We start from the raw sequence: 19,420 nt of genomic DNA on the forward strand, positions 1-19,420 counted from the left end.
AACAGATTCATACGAGAAGAATCGGATTGGAGGCCGCCATGAGCCAGGACCAAAAGACCATAACCACCTGGTATGTCGATCCGGACGCAGAAGACCGGATGTCGGATGGGCATGCTCCGATCTGGCGACATCTGATCGACTTGATCGTCGAGCGCGACCTGTCCCAGAAGAGCGTCCTTGATTTCGGTTGCAATCAGGGTGGCCTGCTACGGCATCTCTATGCGATCCGGCCATTTCGCAAGGCCCTTGGTATCGACATTGCCGAGCAATCGATCGCCAAGGCCGAAGCCTTCAAGGGCAATATTCCCGTTCAGCACGCGGTCGGCGGAAGGCTCGAAGGCTGGGTCGAGGAGTTCGATCTCGCAATCAGCCACGAGGTGATCTATCTCGTCGAGGACATCGACGCCCATGCCGCCGACATCTTCAAGGCGCTGAAGCCGGGCGGCGTCTACTATGCCGTCACGGGCTGCCACACCGACAATCCGCTCTGGCCGAAGTGGCGCGATCTCGTCGCCAAGCGCACGAATACGGTCGTTCAGGATCGATCGATCACCGACTACGGAAATGCCTTCGCCAAAGCCGGCTTCGAGGTCTCAGGCCGCAAGCTGGAATATGACGGCTTCATTCCCTTTGTCGCGGATGGCTGGACGCCAAATTTCGCCGATGCGCTCGACTACTACACCCAGACGAAGATCGTTTTCCGGCTCGTCAAGGGCCTGGCGGGTTCAGCTTCGTAAGCTCGACGTCGAAATGGGGTGGTTTGCCGGGGGCAACCTCGACGAACGTCCCCCTGACCCGGAAGGTCTTCTCGATCAGACCGCTTTCGGCCAAGTACCTCGGTTCGCCGTCGAAGCGCAACACGCCCCTCTCCAATAGAGATATCCGGTCGCTGACGGCAATCGCCTGATTGATGTCGTGGATCGCCATGATGATCGTCACGCCGCGCTCGCGGCTCAGGCGATGGACGAGGTCCATGACCTCGACCTGATAGCCGATATCGAGAAAGGACGTCGGCTCGTCGAGGAGCAGGATCGCCGCTTCTTGCGCCAAGGCCGCCGATATCCACGCGCGTTGGCGTTCGCCGCCGGACAATTGCTGGAGCGTGCGGTCTGCAAGGCTGGTGAGCCCTGTGCTGTCCAGTGCCCATTCGATGGCTTCTTCGTCCCGGCGAACGTAGGAACGAAACAGGCCGACATGGGGAAAGCGCCCCTGGCGGACGAGTTGAGCGACCGTCATCTCGTCCGGAGCGGTGGGCTGCTGCGGCAGAAATGCGAGCTTCTTCGCAATGGCGCGGCGCGACATCGAGGCAACGGCGACACCTTCAATCAACGCCCCGCCTTCCGCTGGTGAAAGCAGCCCAGCGAGCGCCTGAAGCGCAGTGCTCTTCCCGGATCCGTTCGGACCGATCAGGGCGCGTATCTCCCCTCTCTCCATGGACAGGGAGAAATCGGACAACGCTCTTCGGTGACCGTAGAGAACCGACAATTGCGAACAGGACAACGGCATGGATGATCTCAAGAAACCTTGCGCAGAAGCGCGAGCAGGACGGGGACGCCGATGAGAGCGGTGACGACACCGATCGGCACCTCCTCGGCGCCGCCGACCAGGCGACCGATCAGGTCACTGAGCGTAACGACGACCGCGCCAAGGACGATGGTGAGCGGAAGGACCAATGGAAAGTGCCGGCCTGCGATGAAGCGCGCTAGGTGCGGGACGATGAGGCCGACGAATACGATCGGCCCGACGGCGCCGACGGCACTTGCGGCGAGCGCACAGGACACGAGCAGAACGAGCGAGAACTGTCGCCGATAGAAAAGGCCGAAGGATTGGGCGACGGCGGCGTCGAACCGGAGCAGGATGAGCGGACGGTAGATCAAGGGTAGCACGGCGAGGCCGGCAACCGTGAAAGGCAGCAGGAAGAGCGCGTGATCCCAGGTCCGGGCATAGAGGCTGCCGGAAAGCCATTCGAGAATGATCTCGATGCGCGCCGAACCCCAGCCTGCGATGAGCCCGATGGCGATGGCATGAAGCACGGCGCCAATGGCGATACCGCAGAGTGTGATCCGCAGCGGGCTGAGATCGAGACGGAAAGCGAGCAGATAGATGATGCCTCCTGCCACCATGCCGCCAACCATGCCGGCGGGCGGAAGCCAGGCGATCGGTAACTCGTTGACGGCGTAGGAGTCCGGATGGGCAAGGTAGACCGTGGCCAGGAGAAAAAGCGTCACGGTCAGCGTCGCCCCCTGAGAGACACCCATCAGAGATGGATCGGCAAGCGGGTTTCGCGTGATGGTCTGGAGAAGCAACCCCGCCAACGCGAACTGCACTCCAGCAAGAACACCCGTCACGATCCGCGGCAATCGGATGTCGAGAATGATCGAGCGCGCCTCCGGCGACCCGCGTCCGCCCAGGGCCGAGAGGACGTCGGCAACGGGAACGTCGACGATGCCCAGGAAAATGGCCGCAACGAAGGACGCGGGCATGAGCAACAAAACGGCAGGAAAAAACCAGCGGTTTGGTTGCCCGAGAGTGGAAGCCTTCACGATCGTCCGCCCTCCCCCCTGAAGTCGAGCCGACCGCGCTGGATCAGATAGACGAAGATCGGTCCCCCAAGCAGTGCGGTTATGATCCCGACCGGTAATTCCTTCGGGATGGCGATTGTCCGCGCGATCAGATCAGCCGAACTCACGATCAGCGACCCGATGGCAGCGGTAAAGGCAATCTCAAAAACTGTGCCGCGCGGCCCTAGAAGCCTGGCGATATGCGGTGCGGCGAGGCCGACAAAGGCAACGGGCCCTGCGACGGGGGCAACGCCGGCAACAGGGCATACGCCAAGCACGAGCAGGACCGGTTTCCACACAGTCAACTGCACCCCCATGGCTGCGGCGGAATGGTCGCTCAGGGAAAACATCGCAACGACCCGAGAGAGGATGAAAGCGCCGATCACGCCCGTCAGTACCCACGGCAGCATCTGGACGAGGTTCATCCACGTTCGGCCCGCAAAACCTCCGGCGAGCCAAAACAGCAGTGCCGTCGACTGTGGACCGGCTAACAGCAGAACGTAGATCGTGATCGCCCCCAGGAAGAGGGAAACGCTGACGCCTCCGAGCGCCAGGTGAAGCGGATGGCTGGTGCCGCCGCGCGCCACCCAGAATGTCACGGCTGCCGCTGCGAGACCGCCGGCAAGCCCGATAACGGGATAGTAGAGACCGGAAACCCAGGGCAGAAGAACGAAGCAGGTGACGATCGGCGCGATCGCGCCGGCCGTGACGCCTGTGATGCCGGGATCGGCGAGCGGGTTGCGGGTCAGGGACTGGAGCAGATAACCCGAGACGGCAAGGCCTGCGCCCGCGGTGACGGCCGTCAGGCTCCTCGGGAGCCTGAGGGTCCAAACGAGGATCGACTCGATCTTGCCGTCGGGATTGACGAGTGCCCTGAAAACGGCCTCGAACGAGAGCGTTCTGGCCCCCGGCATCAACCCGATAGCAACGACCAGAAGCGTCGCAAGGACGATGAAGCCTATGGCAATCGAGGATTTCCGTGCGTCCATCGTCGTTGCGATCAGTCGCTCACTTCTGCAGTTCAGCGGGGATCAGCTTGGCCGCTTCGGCCCTGACGTCGATCTTGGGAAAGGCATCCGGATAAAGGTAGTGCGCAGCCTCGCGCAGAACGATCTCGCGCGCGATCGGACCATTCGTTTCGACCCAGTGATCGCCGACATAGAAGACCCGGTTGTTCTTGACGGCAGAGAGCTGGCTCCAGATCGGATTGTTCTCATGCGGGCGATCCGGACCGTAATCATAGATGAATAGGACCTCCGGGTCCTTCTCCAGCATCGTCTCGAGGCTGAGGTCGATACCGAACTCACCGCCCGGCGTCATGGCTCCGGCGATGTTTTCGCCGCCGATCGCATTGACGATCGAGGCAGAGGTGTTTTCGTCATGGAAAGCGAACGGGACTTCGCCGCCCCACATGATCGCGTAGCGCGGATGCTTGTCTTGCGGCGCCTTGGCCGCGGTCTCGGCCAGATGCCCGCGGAACTCCTTGTTGAGCTCGACGCCGCGTTCAGGCTTGCCCAGGATTTTCGACAGCGCCTCGATTTCCTTGTCGCTGCCGTCGAGCAGTTCCATGTTGTAGGCGACATAGGGGGCAATCTTCTCGAGCTGCGGCGCATTGCCGACCGTGTAGCGGCGGATAGCGACAATCAGATCCGGCTTTGCTTCCGAGAGAAGCTCGAGGTTCGGCTTGGCACGCTGGCCGATCTGCGTCATGTGCCTGGTCAGGCCGAGCAGGAATTCCGGCGCGCGATCGGCCACCATATAGGTGCTGGCTACGGGCTTGATACCAAGCGCCAACGCCACGTCGTCAGCGAAGAACGAAACCGATGCGATACGCTGGGGCTTCGCGGGGATCTGAACCTCGACGCCGCGGTCGTCGATGACCTTTTGCGTTGCGTCTTCGGCAAGGACCGGTCCCGCGATCACGGCGAAGCACGTGGCAAGCATGCCAGACAACACGGCGCGCCTGATCGGCGAGGCAAAGTTCCGAAACATGAATATCTCCCTGGATATGGTCAGTGATGACAGTGGCGCGCCGCCAGCCACCCAAGCTGTTGCGCAGAATGCATGCTCCCCCTGACAGCGAAGCCGTGCATTCCACAGACGTGCTGATTTCGGATCGGTGTCCTCAATGCCGGTCCACCCGATGGTTTATTGTTGTGCCAGGGATTTGTGGATAGATAAAGTCAAGTTATTTGCAAGCGAAAGATTCTCACGCCGGCATGAGAAATGCTCAATCCAATCGCACCAAGCTTCCGCCGCTGGCCACGCTGCCTGCGTTTTCTATCGCAGCCCGTACCGGCAGCCTTACGCTGACAGCCAGGGAGTTGCATCTGACGCCCGGGGCGATCAGCCGGCAGATCAAGTCGCTGGAAGACACGCTGGGCGTCCAACTCTTCCATCGCGGGCACAACGCGATCACGCTCACCGACGCAGGGCGGCAGTACCTGACCCATGTGAACGCCGCATTGGCAACGATCGACAACGGCACACGCGCCCTTCTGCCAGATCGCGTGCGCCTGGTAATCCAGACGCCAATCACGCTCGCACGACGTGGCTCATTCCGAGGCTCGGTTCGTTTCTGCAGGAAAATCCGAGCGTGGACCCGAGCATCCAGTCGCTCGCACTCGGCGCAAGCGACGTACCCGATGCCAGGATCATTTATAGACGGGGCTCGGAGGAAGGCCGATTTTCATCCGCCTTCCTTCTCGACCGAACGGTTGCAGTCTGCTCCCCACTCCTGATCGGCAACGTCACGACAACGATGGCGCCGCAAGCGCTCCTCGATCTGCCGCTCCTGCTCGACACTGCGGACGGATGGTCGTGGCGGCGTTGGTGCGAGGCGGCAAACATCGCGTTTCAGCCGCGCAGCGGCAGCATCACATTCGACACGGATGAAGCCTCGATCGACGCCTGCATGAGCGGGCTCGGGATCGGGCAGGCAAGCCCCTCTCTGATCGAGCGGGAGTTGCGGGAGGGGCAATTGATCGTGCTCTGTCCGAGTATCGATCCGATTGTCGGCGCCTACGAGATCGCAGGAACGCCGACAAGCGCCGTGGCAACAGCCTTCAATCGATGGCTACGGTCGTGGCGGGAGGTCTGATCCTTGCCTTCACGCGGATTTGCATGATGCTGAGGCCTCGACCCTCTCCCCGACCCAAGGTCGACGTCAACCCATGCGCTCGGCAGGGACCTCCTCCGGAGTGTAGTTGAAGCTCATATAGACGACGATCGTGACGATCACCGTCAGGAAGAGGAGACTGGTGTAAATGGTGCCAAGCCCCATACCGCCGTATTCGACCTGTTGAGACATCAAATCGCCAATTGAAGCGCCGAGCGGTCGAGTAAAGATGTAGGCCAGCCAAAACGTGAGAATGCCATCAAGGCGAAGGACATAATAGGCGGCGGCAATTGCCGCGATAAGCGTACCGAAGATGATCGCTGTCGTCAGATAGCCGAGCGCGAACACTTCGGCGACCAGATCTCCGACCGCCGTACCAAGCGCGAAAGTCAGCAGAATTGCGAGCCAATAGAACGTCTCACGCCGATTGGTGGAGACGGTGTGGATCGATAGCGTGCCTTCAAGCGCGTACCAGAACGCAAACGTTGCCACCAACAGGATGCAGAAAACGGTTGCCGTCGTTTCCAGCGCTACGCCAAAATTGTCGACAAGGTTGTCGGTGATCAAGGTGCCGACCACGCTGATCAACACGACGGCAGACCAATAGGCCCAGGGGACGTAACGCTTCTGCGAGAGCTGCAGCACCATCACGACCGCCAGCACGGCGGTCATGATCAGCGATGTTGCCGTAAGCCCGTATCCGAGGTTGACGGCGAGGTAGTCGGCGGCGGTTTCACCCATGGTGACGGCCATGAGTTTGATCAGCCAGAAGTCAACGGTGACGCGAGGAACGCGGTTCAATCCACTTTCCGTGGTGAGCGTGATATGGGACATGACGGCAGTGCTCCCTATGCTGTCTGTTACTTGCCCAAGAGCGTCATCGCTTCGGTGAGAAACTTGTCCGAACGTACGTCGTCGTCAGCGTTGCAACGTTCGACAGCCTTCGCTTCCAGTTCCTCGACCTTCGCCTTGTCGGTGTCGTTGAGCGTCGTGCTCGCTTTCGTGGCACGCATTTCCTTGAGCATGTCTTCGCACGGGACAGTCGCATGTGCCGGCATGGAAAAAGCGACCGTTCCAAGAACAATCGTCGATGCGGCCTGGATCAGTTTACGAACTCTCATGGCTTGGGCTCCGGCAAACGAGCAGGGCGACCCGCCCTGGGGGACCGGGAAGATCTCTTCCGGCGAATGGAAGTTGTAAGCCACCGAAAATACGCACGCTTTGTGAGAACCATACGGTTTCGTAATATCCGACCGATCTCTGCACGGTCGCCTTTACAATGACGCACGCTTCTTCGAAGCTGCACTGACCGCCGAAACTGGAACCGGACCAGGACATGCGCATCCTCGTCATCGAAGACGACAAGAAGACATCCGATTACATTATGAGGGGCTTGAACGAAGCGGGGCATGTCTGCGACGTGGTCGCCGATGGTCGCCAGGGCCTCTACCAGGCAACGCAGGACAACTACGACATCGTCGTCGTCGACCGGATGCTGCCCAACCTGGACGGTCTTTCCATCGTGAAGGCCCTTCGGGCCGCGCGTGTCGGCACGCCGGTGCTGTTCCTGACTGCGATCGGTGGCGTTGGCGACCGTGTTGAGGGTTTGGAGGCCGGCGCCGACGACTATCTGGTAAAGCCGTTCGCATTCTCCGAGCTGTTGGCGCGCATCAACGCGCTATCTCGCCGACCACCGGTCCAGGAACAGCAAACGGTGTTGCGCGTCGCCGACCTGGAAATGGATCTGGTGAAGAGATTTGTCACGCGGGCCGATCGGATCATAGATCTCCAGCCGCGCGAATTCACCCTGCTCGAGGTTCTGATGCGTGCCGAAGGGCGGGTCCTCACACGCACCATGCTGCTCGAGCAGGTCTGGGATTACCATTTCGACCCGAAGACGAGCGTCGTCGAAACTCATATCAGCAGATTGAGGGCCAAGATCGACCGGCCCTTCAACACCCCTCTTCTCCATACGGTCCGCAACACGGGGTATAGCTTGCATGCCCCGCGCTAAGCTGTTGCGCAGCACGCCGATCAGGTTCGCGCTGACCTATGGCCTGCTGTTTGTTTTTACGTCGCTCGCCGTTTGGGTAGTCAGTTACGAGTTACTGAAACGAAGACTGCACGACGCCCTGGATGGCTCGGTTCAGGAGACCTACTCGGTTCTCGAGGCGGCTTATGCCCCTGATGACATCGAGGATTTGGTCGCCACAATGAACAGCTTCGTCAGGCTGAATGCCAATGGCTCACGCGTATTCCTGTTGACTGACCGGGCGGGAAAGGCCCTGTCGGGCAACCTCGTGCACACCATGGACGGCAATGGGCTCACGACAGTTTCCGCGGCGGCGCTCGGCTTGCCCGGTGACGAACGCTTTCGCGTCTTGAGCGGTACAATCGATGGATATCGATTAATCGTCGGCCACAGCTTCGCCGAGACGGACGACCTGGCACGAATGATCCTGGTGAGTTTCGGCTGGGCCTGCGCCCTGGCTGTGCTGCTGGCGTTCGGCACGGGTGCCTACCTCGCTCGCCGCGCTCAACAGCGCCTGGATGCGATTGCAGACACGATGTCGGCCGTCTCTCAGGGCCAACTTCAAGTGCGGATCCCGCTATCCAGGTCGCGGGACGATATTGACGAGATTGCCGGGCACATCAACCAGGCGCTGTCGCGTCTTTCCGCTCTGATCGAAAGCATGCGGCAGGTCAGCACAGACATAGCGCATGATCTGAAGACGCCGCTCAACCGTCTCAAGCTCATGGTGGAGGACGCGCTCAGTCACGACGCGACTGATGGCGAGCTACGCCTCCTGCTGGAGGAGGCTCTGTCCGAAAGCGACCAGATCAACGCGACGTTTGACGCCCTGTTGCGGATATCCCAGATCGAGGCCGGCGGGCGCAAGCTTCGGTTCTATCCGCTCGATCTCGGCCAGCTCGTGCGCAATGTGATCGAGACCTATTCGGATGTGGCAGAGGACAACCAACAATCCCTGATCGTCGGTCGGATCGACGATGTCCAAGCCCAAGGGGACAAGGAACTCTTTACCCAGATGTTGGTCAATCTGATCGAAAATGCGATCACCCACTGCCCCCAGGGAACAAAAATCGCGGTGGATCTCGTTCACGGCGAACAATGCTGGATCCTCAGTGTTGCGGACGATGGGCCAGGCATTCCCGAGGACGAGCGCACCAACGTGTTTCGACGGCTCTACAGGCTCGACAAGAGCCGCAGCACGCCGGGAAGCGGCTTGGGACTTAGCCTCGTACAGGCAATCGCGGACTTTCACGGTGCGGCGATCACGATCGAGGACAACAATCCCGGAACGAGGATCGTCCTCAGATCGCATCGCGCACGCACTGGAGCCCAGGTCTCAGGCACCTGACGCTGCGGATGGACCACGACGTCGCGCCGACACTCCCATTCTGCCTGATAGCTACATTTGAGGCGGCTCTCTGCTCGGCATTCGCACCAAGCTCGCCCCAAGCTTGCGACACCTTACGGCTTACAAATCCGTAAGGTGCAGGTAGAGCCGCCGTGAGAATTCCTCAGCAATATGCGCCGCGGCGGGCCAAACGCCCGCCACGGCCTGTGAGTCGCGCGGCGGCGGCGTCCACCCGGCATCCCCTAAGGATGCGACGGGGTCGGCGTGCCGGCAATCAACTCTCCTGCCGGTCAACCCATGTGAACGGTCAACCGTCTCCCCGTTAGGAAGCATCATGGTTTCACATTCCCCATCCGATATTTCTAGCACGGCGCCCACGGGCGCACCACTTACCAAGGTCGCCGCCGTGACCTTGGCCTTCTGGATTATGAAAATTCTAGCCACTACGCTCGGAGAAACCGCCGGTGATTTCATCTCGATGACCCTCAACCTCGGCTACTATGTCGGGTTCGGTATCACCTTCGCAGCGCTGCTGGTCATTCTTGTCGCCCAGATCTCGGCGCGGAAATTCTATTCGCCGCTGTTCTGGCTGGCGATCGTCGCGACCACGACCGCCGGAACGGAAATCTCCGATATGATGGACCGTTCCTTCGGCCTCGGCTACCTGTCGGGCTCCATCATCCTGACGCTCGGGCTCGCTGCGTCCCTTGGCGTCTGGTATCTGCGCGACGCCAAGCTTGACGTCGTGCACGTGAACCGCCGGGACACGGAAGCCCTGTTCTGGATCGCGGTCGTCTTTTCAAACAGCCTCGGCACGGCCTTCGGCGACTTCCTCACCGACAATATGGAGCTCAGCTATGTGCAAGGCGCGATCATCACGGCCGGTATCATCGGCATCGTTGTCGCGCTGCACTACCTGACGAAGATCAGCGACGTCTTGCTGTTCTGGATAGCGTTCGTCTTTACGCGCCCCTTCGGTGCGACATTTGGCGACTTCCTGACCAAGCCGATTGAAAAAGGCGGACTGAACCTTCCGCGTGACAATGCATCGCTGGTCACGCTCGGCCTCTTGGTGGTTGTGCTGCTTCTGTCCATGTGGAAGCACAGGTCTCGGATGATTGCCCAGCCAGCGTAAGGCTGCACCGCAAGATCGTCGACCTTTGCTGTTTCGCCAAGATACCCAGCGAAGCCGAGCTACAGAACGGTCACGGAGCCGCGCCCACGCAACAGGGCGCGGCTCGCTATGCGAGCCATTGAGGTGCTCCCCGATTACACGGACAAACTAGATACTTTAGGCTGCCCCTCAGATGAACGCGCCAGCGTCACATCCAAGAGTACGTTGGCGCCGGCCATAACATCTGTGAGAGACGCGTATTCGCGGGGGTTGTGGCTGATCCCCTCCCGGCAGGGCACGAAGATCATCGTGGTCGGCACCCGCCGCGCCAGATTGAATGCGTCGTGCCCCGCCCCGGAGACGATGTCACGATGCGTCAGCTGCCGATCCCTGGCGCTTGCCCTCACCGCCTCGATTAGTGCACCGTCAAATGTGACCACCGGCGAATGCCATGTCAGGCAGGCCTGGAGATCGGTCTCCCTATGGCTCTGACGGAGCGCCTCGATCCCGCCCATCAAGCGCCGATGCATCCTGTCGAGCACCTCCTCGTTGGGATGCCGCAGGTCGACAGTCATATCAGCACGCCCGGGGACCACGTTGATCGCACCTGGAGAGAGATGGATCTTGCCGATCGTGCAGCGCGCGTCTTCGTCGAGCCGGCCGATGGCCTGCACCAGCCCGATCAGATGCATGAGCACCGGCACGGGGTCTTTGCGCAACGCCATCGGGACGGGGCCAGCATGGGTTTCCTCGCCATGAACCGATATCTCATACCAGCGGATGCCCTGACCGCCGGTGACGATACCGATGGTCTTTGCCTCCGCTTCCAGGATCGGTCCCTGTTCGATGTGCAGTTCGACATAGCAATCGGCAACGGGAAGTCTTGGCGCCGCCTCGCGATCGTATCGATGCCGAACAATCTCGTCAGCCAGCGCAATCCCGGCACAGTCGCGGGCCGTCAGAACCTTCTCCAGGTCGAGCATGCCGCAGGCAACGCCCGACCCCATCATCGCGGGCTGAAAGCGGCAGCCTTCCTCATTGGTCCAGACGCAGAGATCGATCGGCCTGGCGGTTTCCACAGCCGCATCGTCCAGCGTCTCCAAAACCTCAAGCCCGGCGAGCACGCCGAGCACGCCGTCAAACCGCCCGCCGGTCGGCTGGGTGTCGAGATGACTGCCGATCAGGACCGGGGACGCTTCGGGATTGAGACCCGGGCGGCGAATGAAAAGATTGCCGATCCGGTCTTTGCGGATGCCGTAGCCACGCGCCTCACACCAGCCGAGAAACAGCGCGCGGCCGGCTTCGTCCGCATCCGAAAGCGTCTGCCGACACGAGCCTCCTTCCGGTGTCGGGCCGACTTCGGCCATCGCCATCAGCCGAGCCCACAAACGATCCCCGTCGATCCCGCTTCGCATCCTGTCCTCCGAACGCATGTATTCGTCGCCCACAAAGGTCCGTGGCTATTCGAGGGAGCGCCAGTCACCCATGAGGGGGACTGTGCCCGACTCTCCCCCGCTCGCTACAACGCATGCCGAGGTCAACCGTGGAGGCAGGTCATGGACACGACACCGGACAGACGATGGCACCGCATTGCAGAAGCGCTCCGTCCTGAGACGCGGTTGCTGATCGACGGGCAGTTTCGGGCGGCAGCAGACGGCGAAACGCTCGCCTCGATCAACCCGGCAAACGGCACCGTGATCGCACGCGTCGCCTGCGCAAATGCAGCCGATATCGAGACGGCATGCGAGGTTGCGGCAAAGAGGTTTCGTCAGGGCGTTTGGTCACGCATAGCGCTCCGACGGCGCATCGATGTCCTGACCCGCTTTTCCGAACTGATCGCCGACAACCGCGAAATTCTCGCGGTACTCGACACCATGGAGATGGGCAAGCCGATTGCCGAGATGTGCGCGATCGACGTTCCGGGCGCTGTGCTGACGATGCGCTTCATGGCCGAAAGCATCGACAAGATCGCAGGCAGCGCGCCGGTCACCAATCCGGACGCGCTGCACTACATCCTGCGCCAGCCACTCGGGGTTGTCGGCTGCATCACACCCTGGAACTACCCGCTGATGATGGCGGTCTGGAAGATCGCGCCGGCGCTTGCGGCCGGCAACAGCGTCGTTCTGAAGCCGGCCGAGGATACGTCCTTGAGCGCGCTGATGCTCGGTCGCCTGTTTCTGGAAGCGGGCGGCCCGGACGGCGTGTTCAATGTCGTGCCGGGGCGCGGCGCGGTGGCCGGACAGGCGCTGGCGCGTTCGATGCAGGTGGAAAAGATCGCCTTCACCGGTTCGACGGCGATCGGCCGGCAGATGTATCGCTACGCTGCGGATTCGAACCTGAAGGCGGTGTCGGCCGAACTCGGAGGCAAGTCGCCGCAGATCGTCCTCGCAGATGTCGAGGACCTCTCGTCGGTCGCGGAGAAGGTCGCCGACGGACTGTTCGGCAATCAGGGCGAAGTCTGTTCGGCCGGTTCCCGCATTCTGGTGGAGCGAAGCATCCACGACGAATTTTGCGAACTCATCGCCGGGCACGCCTCACGGAAGTATCGGCCGGGCGATCCGCTCGATCCCTCTACGACGATGGGACCGCTCGTCAACAAGGTTCATCAGGGCCGTGTGCTCGACTATATCGACGGCGCCCGCAAAGACGGTGCAACGCCAGTCATCGGCGGCCACGCAGGCGATCGGACCGCAGACGAGGCGTGTTTTGTGGAACCGACGCTTTTTGCCGGCGTCGACAACCGCATGAAGATCGCCCAGGAGGAGATTTTCGGGCCGGTCGGGGCGATCATTCCCCATGACAGCCCCGAGGATGTCGTGAGAATTGCCAATGACAGCCCCTATGGTCTCGCCGCCGGCATCTGGACCTCCAATCTCGGCAAGGCGCACCGCATTGCCCGCGATCTCGAATGCGGCATGGTCTGGATCAACGGCTACATGAACGGCGACATGAGCCAGCCCTGGGGCGGCTGGAAACTCTCCGGCCACGGCCGCGACAAATGCCTGGAGGCACTGATCGACAACACCCAGTCCAAGTCCGTTTGGGTCACGCTCGATTGACCGTCGACCGGCCACAGCGGACTAGATCCGGTGGCCGGCGAACCAGCAACGCGCCTGCGAAGGTCGTTCATTCGAGACTTCACCTGCACTGGTGGCACAGGCGTGGTAGTGAGGAACACCGAAAGGAAAGGCGCATCCCCATGTCTCGAGACGTCAAGAGAGCGCTGCGACCGCTGACCGGCCTGCTTCTGGCCGCTTCGGCGCTTTGCGGCGCCACCACCGCGATTGCGGAAACGCTCGTCATTACCGACGCCAAGGTCCGCACCATGAACCCCGCGGCGCCCTTGGCCGAAGCCGTGGCGATCGATGACGATGGGGTCATCGCGGCGGTAGGCGACGAAGAGGCCGTGTTGGCCAAGGCGGGCGCCGACGCCCACGTCGTCAAGCTCGGCGGCCGGATGCTCCTTCCGGGCTTCCAGGATGCCCACGTGCATTTGATCGAGGCCGGGGTCAACGCCAGTCTCTGCGAGTTCGAAGCCTTCGCTTCGCTTGAGGAGACGAAAGACACCGTTCGCGATTGCGTCAAGCAGAGCGAAAACGAGTGGGTGGTCGGCTCGGGCGTCAGCATGACCAACCTGCTCGACGAAACCGACAATCCCGTCGCCGTTCTGGACGAGATTTCCCGCGACCGGCCGATCCTGATCCTCGACGACATCGGCCATGGCGCCTGGGCCAACAGCGCCGCGCTTGAGGCTGCCGGCTACGACAAGATCGACGGCAACCCGCCGGGCGGCATCATCCTGCGCGACGAGAAGACCGGCGCCCCGAACGGGATTGTGCTCGAAAACGCCCAGCAGAAGCTGCGCAACCTCGCCTTTCCGGATACGCCTGAAAACGTCAAGTTTGCCTACGAGAGCATGCTGCCGACGCTGAAGACGATGGCCGAAAGCGGCATCACCACCGTCAGCGACGCCGGCGGCTTCTGGCCGCAGGGGCACCTGAAGGCCTGGGAAATGGCCGAGAAGAACGACACGCTGACGCTGAGAGCCGCCAATGCGCTCTACGTCTATCCTGACCTGCCGTTCGACGCGCAGGTCGAAAAGCTCGCGAGCTTCTACAGCAACGACCCGAACCGGCTGCTGAAGTTCAATCAGGTGAAGATCTATGTCGATGGCATCCTCGAGCAGCGCACCGGTGCGCTGCTCGCGCCCTACAAACAGGGCCCGGGCATCGACCACGGGTTTGACAGCGGCTTCCTCTATTTCGACGAGGCAACGCTCGACCGCTACTCCAAGGTGCTTTCCGAAAAGGGCTTCAAGCTGCACTATCACGTGACCGGCGACCGCGGCGCGCGCCTGGCGCTCGACGCCATCGCTCAGTCCGACCCGAAGCCCGGCCCGCATCGGCTGACGCATATCTACCTGCTCGACAAGGCCGACTATCACAGGTTCAAGGACGATGACGTCGTCGCCGATTTCCAGCTGGCGCCAAGCTCGCTCAGCCGGCAATATGACAACTTCATCCGCAAGTTCATCGGCGATCGCGCCGACAACATGATGCCGACCGAAAGCATCGAGAAGACGGGTGCGACCGTGGTGATGAGCAGCGATTTCGACGCCGACGAGCTGTCACCGCTCGTCAAGATCCAGACGGCCCTTCAGCGCAAGAAGGATGGCGCGCCGGATGTGGAAACGGCCGTCAAATGGATGACGATCAATCCGGCGAAGCTTCTGAACCAGGACGACAAGACCGGCACGATCGAGCCCGGAAAGTTCGCCGATCTTGTCGTCATCGACAAAGACATCTTCGAGATCCCAGTCAAGGAGATCGGCAAGGCCGCCGTCGAAGCGACGCTTCTGCAAGGTGAGCCTGTCTATGACGCGGAAGGCCTGTTCTCTGAAAACTAAACGCTAAAACGCCGTGCGTTCACATGAACGCACGGCGTCATGACTGTAGTTGCGGGGCTCTGCTTTCCGCGAGCCCTCGCGTGAAAGCGGCGTCCTTACCCGCCTGCACCTCCGAGCAGGAGCGAGAACAGCTCGCCCTGCGAGGAGATCTTGAGCTTGGAGTAGATGCGCTTGCGGTGAACCTTCACCGTCTCCGGGCTGTTGCCGAGAATGCGCGCAATGCTCTTGGTCGAATGCCCCTTCAGCATGAGCCGGATGATCTCGCCCTCGCGCGTGCTCACCTTCAGCTGCGACAGTGTGGCAAAGACCATATCGGCCGCGGGCTCGCCATGCCCCTGGTTGCCGATCGGTTGCGGCCAATGCTTGCGGCAAAGCTCGGAGACGACAGGCAACAGCCCGTCGAGATGGGCGCGGGCCTGCGGCCCGGGACGGCAGTCCTCTGTCCGCTGGCCGAGCGAAAGCGCGATCGCGGTACCCTCGGCGCTTGCGACCAGCATGACGATTTCGTCGTAGAGGCCGGTTTCCGAATAGAACATGCGATAATATTCACTGGTGCGAAAATCATCCGGGGCGCAGTCGTCGAGGCTGACCACCCGATCGCCGGGGTCAGCCAAATAGAGGCTGTAAAACGGATCCAGCAGATAGGCGAAGCTAAGATAAGGCCCGATCGTGCGCCGGGTCGCCTCCGGATCGAGGTCGCTATAGAGCTGCAGTGGCGGCTGGTCGGCGGAGAAGACCGAGACGAACAGGCTGTCGAAGCCGTAGACGTCGAGGCAAAGCTGCCTCAGCGCATCCGGAAAGGCCGCGCTGCCGATCGCAGCCACGGCCTTGCCGATCAATGTCATCTGTTCAAACGGAAATCCCGTCATTCCCCGCCTTGTCGTCAAATCCCCTTCGACGATCAAAGCGGTTCCTGCTGGGTAATGCAATGGATGCCGCCGCCACCGATGGCAATGGCATCGATCCGGACCTCACGCACACGGCGCTCCGGGAACAGCGAACGGAACATCTGCCGTACGACCGTATCGGACTCGATGCCGTAACACGGCATGATCACCCCGCCGTTGACGAGGTAGGAATTGACGTAGGAACGGCAGAACTTCGGATGATCCGATGGCGCATCGACGGCTTCCGGAATGGTGACAATCCGGATCGGCCGCCCCTTGGCATCGGTCTGACCCTGCATCGCCTCCAGGTTCAGGCGGATGTAGTGGTTCCACTCGTCATCCTCTTCGTTACCCCCCTCACCAGGGCTTTCCATCAGGACGACGCCGGGCGCGACGAAAACGGCGATGCCATCCACGTGGCCGTCCGTCTCGTCCTCGATCGGATTGCCGGGTAGCCAGATCACTTTTTCGCCACCCAACATGTCGAGAAGCTCGCGCTCGATGTCGTCGCGGCTCCAGCCGGGATTGCGGTTGCTGTTCGGGAAGCAGGTTTCGGTGGTGATGATCGTGCCCTCGCCGTCGACGCTGACACCGCCACCCTCGGCGATCAGATTTGAGACGAAGCCGGCAACGCCTGCTTTCTCCAGCACGGCCCCAGAAAAGGCGGCATCGCCCTTGAACGGATGATACTTGCCGCCCCAGGCGTTGAACGTGAAGCGCGCTCCGGCGCGCCGGCCGTCCTTAGCCGTCAGGAAACAGGGACCGGCATCGCGCGCCCAGCTGTCGTCGATGTCGGCTTCGACAAGATCGATCGACGGGTCGAGGATGGCGCGCGCCTCGGCGATATCCTCCGGCCGTGCCGCCATCGTCACCGGCTCAAACTCGCGGATCGCATGGGCGACCGCCGCATAGTCGCGGCGGGTCGCGGCGATATCGTCCCAGACCTCATGGCGGCACGGCCACATCATCCAGGTGCGGCGATGCGGCTCCCATTCGGCCGGCATGCGAAAGCCTGCCTCGCGAGGTGTCTGGTTCTTCATGATTTCATACCTTTCCTAACCGGTCCCGATGCCTGCGACACAGCGGCAGCGCCAGGATCCGGCTTTTGCATCGTTGATTGTTTGCGAAAATAAAGTCAGCCGACCGCCGTCTGGCCGTCGAGCGTGCGGATTGCGCCGTAGAGATCCGGCCGGCGGTCGCGGTAGATGCCCCAGCTGCGCCGGAAGGTGCTGATTGCGTCGAGATCGAAGCGCGCCGTCAGATAGGTTTCATCGGTGCGGCTCGCCTCGGCAACGATAGCGCCGGTGTGATCGGCGACGAAGGACGTACCGTAAAATAGCGCCTCGTTGCCGCCGGCCGCCTCGCTTCCGACCCGGTTGGCGGCGATCACCGGCACCATATTGGCGGCGGCGTGGCCCTGCATCGTGCGACGCCAGTGGCCGGAACTGTCGATCTCGGCCTTCTGCTCGCTGCCGATCGCCGTCGGGAAGAACAAAAGCTCCGCGCCCTGCAGCGCCAATGACCGGGCGGTCTCCGGAAACCACTGGTCCCAGCAGATGCCGCAGCCGATCCGCGCATATTTCGTGTCGACCGCCCGGAAACCGGTATCGCCGGGGCTGAAATAGAACTTTTCCTCGTAACCCGGCGCCTGTGGAATGTGGGACTTGCGGTAGTTCCAGACGATCTCGCCATCGGCATCGATGATCGCGAGCGAGTTGTATTGCGCCGGTCCGGCTTTTTCGTAGTAGGAAATCGGCAGAACCACGCCGAGTTCCTTCGCAATCGCCCGGAAATGCCTGACAGCCCGGTCCTCGCCGAGGCTGGCGGCCAGATCGAGATGGTCGATCGTCTGCTCCAGGCAGAAATAGGGTGTCTGGAACAGCTCCTGCAAAAGGACGATCTGGGCGCCATCCTCATGGGCAAGCCGCACCAGCTCCTCGGCCTTTTCGATGTTCTCGTCGATGTTCCAGCTGCAGGCCATCTGCGTCGCTGCGACCGTGACTTCGCTCATCTCAGATGCTCCTCAAGCACGGGATGCCATGAAAGCGGCAATCGATTCCGAAAGGGCTGAAACGATCGTGTCGCATTCGGCCTCCGTGACGATCAAAGGTGGCGATACGATGAGCCGATTGCCGACAGGCCGCACCACCACACCGCGGGCGACGCAGCCCTGGAAGATGGTTTCGCTGGCTTTTTCGTAAATCGGCAGCGACTGCTTGGTCGCCTTGTCGGCAACGAGATCGATCCCGAGCATCAGGCCGGCACCGCGAACATCGCCGACGATGTCATGGGCGAGCAGCGATTTCGCCCTTTTCTGCAGATACGCGCCGGTTTTCGCGGCATGCGGCAGCAGCCGTTCCCGCTCCATGATGTCGATATTGGCAAGTGCTGCGGCACAGGCGACCGGGTGACCAGAATAGGTGAGCCCCATCGAAAACACGCCGCCCTCGCACTGAGGGCGACTGATGACATCGTAGATCTCGTCCGACAGCAGCGTTGCGCCGAGCGGGATGTAGCCGGATGTGATGCCCTTGGCCGACACGAGGATATCGGGCTGCGTCTCGTAGATCGCGTCCGACGCAAACCATTCGCCGAGGCGGCCGAAACCGGTCACCACCTCATCAGCGATATAGAGGATATCGTTGCGACGGCAGACCGCCTGCATGCGCTTGTGATAGCCCTGCGGCGCGACCAACACACCACCCGCCCCCATGATCGGCTCGGCGATGAAGGCGGCAACATTCTGAGCCCCGAGCTGCTCGATGCGCATTTCGAACTCGCGCACCAGCAGGTCGCAATAGGCTTCCTCCGTCATGCCGTCCGGACGCGCGTAGCAATCCGCAGCCGAGATGTGGTGGATGAAGTCCTCTCCGACCTGGGCAAAGCCGTATTTGGTGCCGTGAATGCCGGTCAGCGCTGCTGCCACGTAGGTTGCGCCGTGGTAGCCGTTGTTGCGCGAGATGATCTTGCGTTTGCCCGGCTTGCCGCGCATGGCGAAGTAGTAGTGCACGATGCGGATTGCCGCATCGTTCGCGGTCGAGCCGCCACAGGTATAGTAGACATGGTTGAGGCTGCCGGGTGCAAGTTCCGCCAGCCGCGCCCCAAGCTCGGCCGCCGGCACGTTCCCCGATGCGCCGAAGGGATTGTAGTAGTCCATGTCCATCACCTGGGCGGCGATGGCGTCGGCCATCTCGCGGCGGCCATGGCCGATGTTGACGCACCAGAGGCCGGCGATGCCGTCAAGCAGCCGTCGCCCGACATTGTCGACGACATAGGCGCCCTCGGCCTTCTCGATGATCTGGCTGCCGGTCGCAGCAAAGGTCGAGAAGTCGGTATAGGGGTGCAGAACGTGATCGCGGTCCTTCTCGAAGGCCGAGCGATTGTTCGGCCTGTCGGATCCGACTGATGCAACGGGTTGAACGATGGTCATGGTTTTCTCCAGTATGGCATGAGG

Annotated in this window: 18 protein-coding genes and 1 pseudogene; 8 read left to right on the top strand and 11 right to left on the bottom strand. The window is 61.6% G+C overall.

The annotated features are described in order from the left end of the window. Window positions 1–38: 38 nt before the first annotated feature. Complete coding sequence (locus tag LAC81_RS22695; RefSeq protein ID WP_223729437.1) at window positions 39–737, top strand: class I SAM-dependent methyltransferase; 699 nt, start codon at window positions 39–41, stop codon at window positions 735–737. On the opposite strand, the gene LAC81_RS22700 is transcribed toward LAC81_RS22695, so the two are convergent. The 4 genes from LAC81_RS22700 to LAC81_RS22715 are packed head-to-tail and all read right to left on the bottom strand — an operon-like array spanning window position 709 to window position 4,553. Beyond that, entirely contained in the window at window positions 709–1,506 is a 798-nt protein-coding gene (locus LAC81_RS22700) for an ABC transporter ATP-binding protein (RefSeq protein ID WP_223729438.1), read from the bottom strand. The genes LAC81_RS22695 and LAC81_RS22700 overlap by 29 nt on opposite strands. Before the next feature lie 8 nt (window positions 1,507–1,514). Next, the gene (locus tag LAC81_RS22705; protein ID WP_223730435.1) at window positions 1,515–2,483 is read right to left on the bottom strand and encodes a FecCD family ABC transporter permease; all 969 of its coding nucleotides are present in this window, start codon (window positions 2,481–2,483) and stop codon (window positions 1,515–1,517) included. Window positions 2,484–2,539: 56 nt separating this feature from the next. Further along, the gene (locus LAC81_RS22710) at window positions 2,540–3,550 is read right to left on the bottom strand and encodes a FecCD family ABC transporter permease (protein WP_223729439.1); all 1,011 of its coding nucleotides are present in this window, start codon (window positions 3,548–3,550) and stop codon (window positions 2,540–2,542) included. 19 nt (window positions 3,551–3,569) lie between these two features. After that, entirely contained in the window at window positions 3,570–4,553 is a 984-nt protein-coding gene (locus tag LAC81_RS22715) for an ABC transporter substrate-binding protein (RefSeq protein WP_223729440.1), read from the bottom strand. Between the two features lie 227 nt (window positions 4,554–4,780). Between LAC81_RS22715 and LAC81_RS22720 the strand changes: the two are divergent. Further along, window positions 4,781–4,939: pseudogene (locus tag LAC81_RS22720) on the top strand (LysR family transcriptional regulator); the annotation flags it as partial. Window positions 4,940–5,157: 218 nt separating this feature from the next. Continuing rightward, window positions 5,158–5,661 (top strand): LysR substrate-binding domain-containing protein, encoded by a 504-nt coding sequence (locus LAC81_RS22725; RefSeq protein ID WP_235693188.1) that lies wholly within the window; start codon window positions 5,158–5,160, stop codon window positions 5,659–5,661. 66 nt (window positions 5,662–5,727) lie between these two features. On the opposite strand, the gene LAC81_RS22730 is transcribed toward LAC81_RS22725, so the two are convergent. Together LAC81_RS22730 and LAC81_RS22735 are read right to left on the bottom strand one after the other, a co-directional pair. Further along, entirely contained in the window at window positions 5,728–6,513 is a 786-nt protein-coding gene (locus LAC81_RS22730) for a hypothetical protein (protein ID WP_223729441.1), read from the bottom strand. A gap of 26 nt (window positions 6,514–6,539) precedes the next feature. Next, window positions 6,540–6,800 (bottom strand): hypothetical protein, encoded by a 261-nt coding sequence (locus LAC81_RS22735; protein ID WP_223729442.1) that lies wholly within the window; start codon window positions 6,798–6,800, stop codon window positions 6,540–6,542. A gap of 215 nt (window positions 6,801–7,015) precedes the next feature. Between LAC81_RS22735 and LAC81_RS22740 the strand changes: the two genes are divergently transcribed. The 3 genes from LAC81_RS22740 to LAC81_RS22750 all read left to right on the top strand — a co-directional run bounded on the left by LAC81_RS22740 (window position 7,016) and on the right by LAC81_RS22750 (window position 10,194). After that, entirely contained in the window at window positions 7,016–7,693 is a 678-nt protein-coding gene (locus tag LAC81_RS22740; protein WP_223729443.1) for a winged helix-turn-helix domain-containing protein, read from the top strand. A 4-nt stretch (window positions 7,694–7,697) separates the two neighbouring features. Then, entirely contained in the window at window positions 7,698–9,059 is a 1,362-nt protein-coding gene (locus LAC81_RS22745; protein WP_223729444.1) for a sensor histidine kinase, read from the top strand. 334 nt (window positions 9,060–9,393) lie between these two features. Further along, window positions 9,394–10,194, top strand: a complete 801-nt coding sequence (locus LAC81_RS22750; RefSeq protein ID WP_223729445.1) for a hypothetical protein — start codon at window positions 9,394–9,396, stop codon at window positions 10,192–10,194. A gap of 134 nt (window positions 10,195–10,328) precedes the next feature. Here LAC81_RS22750 and LAC81_RS22755 read toward each other — a convergent pair whose 3' ends face one another. Continuing rightward, the gene (locus tag LAC81_RS22755; protein WP_223729446.1) at window positions 10,329–11,588 is read right to left on the bottom strand and encodes a Zn-dependent hydrolase; all 1,260 of its coding nucleotides are present in this window, start codon (window positions 11,586–11,588) and stop codon (window positions 10,329–10,331) included. A 141-nt stretch (window positions 11,589–11,729) separates the two neighbouring features. Here LAC81_RS22755 and LAC81_RS22760 point away from each other — a divergent pair, with 141 nt between their 5' ends. Next, a complete protein-coding gene (locus tag LAC81_RS22760; RefSeq protein WP_223729447.1) occupies window positions 11,730–13,232 on the top strand; it encodes an aldehyde dehydrogenase family protein in 1,503 nt (500 codons plus the stop codon). A gap of 140 nt (window positions 13,233–13,372) precedes the next feature. After that, window positions 13,373–15,079, top strand: a complete 1,707-nt coding sequence (locus LAC81_RS22765) for an amidohydrolase (RefSeq protein WP_223729448.1) — start codon at window positions 13,373–13,375, stop codon at window positions 15,077–15,079. A 95-nt stretch (window positions 15,080–15,174) separates the two neighbouring features. On the opposite strand, the gene LAC81_RS22770 is transcribed toward LAC81_RS22765, so the two are convergent. The 4 genes from LAC81_RS22770 to LAC81_RS22785 form a co-directional block, all read right to left on the bottom strand. Further along, entirely contained in the window at window positions 15,175–15,948 is a 774-nt protein-coding gene (locus LAC81_RS22770) for a helix-turn-helix transcriptional regulator (RefSeq protein ID WP_223729449.1), read from the bottom strand. 32 nt (window positions 15,949–15,980) lie between these two features. Next, entirely contained in the window at window positions 15,981–17,006 is a 1,026-nt protein-coding gene (locus tag LAC81_RS22775; RefSeq protein WP_223729450.1) for an agmatine deiminase family protein, read from the bottom strand. A gap of 95 nt (window positions 17,007–17,101) precedes the next feature. Further along, window positions 17,102–17,977: an N-carbamoylputrescine amidase gene (gene aguB / locus LAC81_RS22780; protein WP_223729451.1), complete on the bottom strand. Its 876-nt coding sequence runs from the start codon at window positions 17,975–17,977 to the stop codon at window positions 17,102–17,104. A 12-nt stretch (window positions 17,978–17,989) separates the two neighbouring features. Further along, the gene (locus LAC81_RS22785; protein ID WP_223729452.1) at window positions 17,990–19,396 is read right to left on the bottom strand and encodes an aminotransferase; all 1,407 of its coding nucleotides are present in this window, start codon (window positions 19,394–19,396) and stop codon (window positions 17,990–17,992) included. Between the last annotated feature and the right edge of the window lie 24 nt (window positions 19,397–19,420).

The sequence above is a fragment of the Ensifer adhaerens genome, from assembly GCF_020035535.1.
In the GTDB taxonomy this organism is placed as follows: domain Bacteria; phylum Pseudomonadota; class Alphaproteobacteria; order Rhizobiales; family Rhizobiaceae; genus Ensifer.

Excerpts from the sequence above, each read along its gene's own strand:
- LAC81_RS22695 (WP_223729437.1), top strand. The coding sequence starts at position 39 with ATGAGCCAGGACCAAAAGACCATAACCACCTGGTATGTCGATCCGGAC.
- LAC81_RS22705 (WP_223730435.1), bottom strand. The coding sequence starts at position 2,483 with ATGCCCGCGTCCTTCGTTGCGGCCATTTTCCTGGGCATCGTCGACGTT.
- LAC81_RS22770 (WP_223729449.1), bottom strand. The coding sequence starts at position 15,948 with ATGACGGGATTTCCGTTTGAACAGATGACATTGATCGGCAAGGCCGTG.
- aguB (WP_223729451.1), bottom strand. The coding sequence starts at position 17,977 with ATGAGCGAAGTCACGGTCGCAGCGACGCAGATGGCCTGCAGCTGGAAC.
- LAC81_RS22710 (WP_223729439.1), bottom strand. The coding sequence starts at position 3,550 with ATGGACGCACGGAAATCCTCGATTGCCATAGGCTTCATCGTCCTTGCG.
- LAC81_RS22735 (WP_223729442.1), bottom strand. The coding sequence starts at position 6,800 with ATGAGAGTTCGTAAACTGATCCAGGCCGCATCGACGATTGTTCTTGGA.
- LAC81_RS22740 (WP_223729443.1), top strand. The coding sequence starts at position 7,016 with ATGCGCATCCTCGTCATCGAAGACGACAAGAAGACATCCGATTACATT.
- LAC81_RS22760 (WP_223729447.1), top strand. The coding sequence starts at position 11,730 with ATGGACACGACACCGGACAGACGATGGCACCGCATTGCAGAAGCGCTC.
- LAC81_RS22750 (WP_223729445.1), top strand. The coding sequence starts at position 9,394 with ATGGTTTCACATTCCCCATCCGATATTTCTAGCACGGCGCCCACGGGC.
- LAC81_RS22730 (WP_223729441.1), bottom strand. The coding sequence starts at position 6,513 with ATGTCCCATATCACGCTCACCACGGAAAGTGGATTGAACCGCGTTCCT.
- LAC81_RS22715 (WP_223729440.1), bottom strand. The coding sequence starts at position 4,553 with ATGTTTCGGAACTTTGCCTCGCCGATCAGGCGCGCCGTGTTGTCTGGC.
- LAC81_RS22700 (WP_223729438.1), bottom strand. The coding sequence starts at position 1,506 with ATGCCGTTGTCCTGTTCGCAATTGTCGGTTCTCTACGGTCACCGAAGA.
- LAC81_RS22775 (WP_223729450.1), bottom strand. The coding sequence starts at position 17,006 with ATGAAGAACCAGACACCTCGCGAGGCAGGCTTTCGCATGCCGGCCGAA.
- LAC81_RS22755 (WP_223729446.1), bottom strand. The coding sequence starts at position 11,588 with ATGCGAAGCGGGATCGACGGGGATCGTTTGTGGGCTCGGCTGATGGCG.
- LAC81_RS22785 (WP_223729452.1), bottom strand. The coding sequence starts at position 19,396 with ATGACCATCGTTCAACCCGTTGCATCAGTCGGATCCGACAGGCCGAAC.
- LAC81_RS22765 (WP_223729448.1), top strand. The coding sequence starts at position 13,373 with ATGTCTCGAGACGTCAAGAGAGCGCTGCGACCGCTGACCGGCCTGCTT.